The sequence below is a fragment of the Dietzia sp. DQ11-71 genome (assembly GCF_014144995.1).
Classification (GTDB): domain Bacteria; phylum Actinomycetota; class Actinomycetes; order Mycobacteriales; family Mycobacteriaceae; genus Dietzia; species Dietzia kunjamensis.
Map to the genome: position 1 here is coordinate 1 of NZ_JAALDT010000485.1, position 1,355 is coordinate 1,355.

The window sequence follows — 1,355 nt, forward strand, 5'->3', positions numbered from 1 at the left end:
CGCGGTCGAGCAGCTGCGCCGCGAACGGATCGCCGCCGCCCGGCGCTGAGCCGCCCCTCCGATCCGCTCCCCGGATCGCGATCTGCCCTCCGATCCGTCCCGAGCCGCCCCGAGCCGCCCCGGGCCGCCTCGATCCGCCCCGAGCCGCCTCGATCTGCCCTCCGACTATTGATACGCGCTGCGGCGCCCGCGGGCGGATCGCATACCGAGGGGCGGATTCGTGTCGTGACCGGGAGGTCGTCTGCGTCCGGGGGTAGCGATGGCCGTGGACGCCCGATCGCCCTGCGGGTCGGCGCCTCTGACATACCCTCGGTGACATGTGTGAACACCACGGCGCCGCCACCCTCACCGGGACCGTGTCCCCGCCCGATCCCGCCGTCGAGGCAGCGCAGGTCCGCGCGTTGTGGGAGCCGCTGGGGCTGCCGGGGGTCATCGACGTGCACACCCATTTCATGCCGACGCGGGTCATGGACAAGGTGTGGAACTACTTCGACGCCGCCGGCCCCAAGATCGGGCGTCCCTGGCCCATCACGTACCGGGAGGCCGAGGACGAGCGGGTCGAGCGGCTGCGCTCGTACGGGGTGCTGGCGTTCTCGTCCATGCTGTACCCGCACAAGCCCGAGATGGGGGCCTGGCTCAACGCGTGGGCCGCGGAGTTCGCCTCCCGGCACCCGGATTGTCTGCACACGGCGACCTTCTATCCCGAGCCGGCGGCGGCCGACTACGTCCGGGATGCCGTCGACGCCGGGGCACGGGTGTTCAAGTCGCACATCCAGGTGGGCGAGTACGACCCCCGTGACCCGCTGTTGGAACCGGTGTGGGGTGTGCTGTCCGAGGCGCAGGTGCCCACGGTCATCCACTGCGGGTCCGGGCCCGTGGCGGGCGAGTTCACCGGACCTGAGCCGGTGGCTGCGGTGCTCGAGCAGTTCCCTGAGCTGCCGCTGATCGTCGCCCACATGGGCATGGGCGAGTACTCGGAGTTCCTCGATCTGGCCGAGCGGTACCAGAACGTCTACCTCGACACCACGATGGCGTTCACGGACTTCGTCGAGGAGACCATGCCGTTTCCAGAGGACGAGCGCGGTCGCCTGGCCGATCTGGGCCACAAGGTTCTGTTGGGGACGGACTTCCCGAACATCCCGTACCCGTACGCGCACCAGCTCGAGGCCCTCGCCGGGCTCGGGATGGGCGACGACTGGCTACGGGCGGTGTGGCACGGAAACGCCGCGAGGCTGTTCGGGCTCTGACTCCGCGCCCGGGTAGCCGATCTCCGGGCTCGGTGCGGGGTCGGCCGGGGCCGGGGCCCACGCGTCCGGGGCAGGCGGGGTGTCCTGAGCGGGCGCGGAGGTCGGCGC

At 71.4% G+C, this 1,355-nt stretch carries 1 protein-coding gene; it reads left to right on the forward strand.

What is annotated here, in order from left to right:
* Nucleotides 1-317: 317 nt before the first annotated feature.
* Nucleotides 318-1,247, forward strand: a complete 930-nt coding sequence (locus tag G6023_RS15035) for an amidohydrolase family protein (protein WP_096906202.1) — start codon at nucleotides 318-320, stop codon at nucleotides 1,245-1,247.
* Nucleotides 1,248-1,355 lie beyond the last annotated feature (108 nt).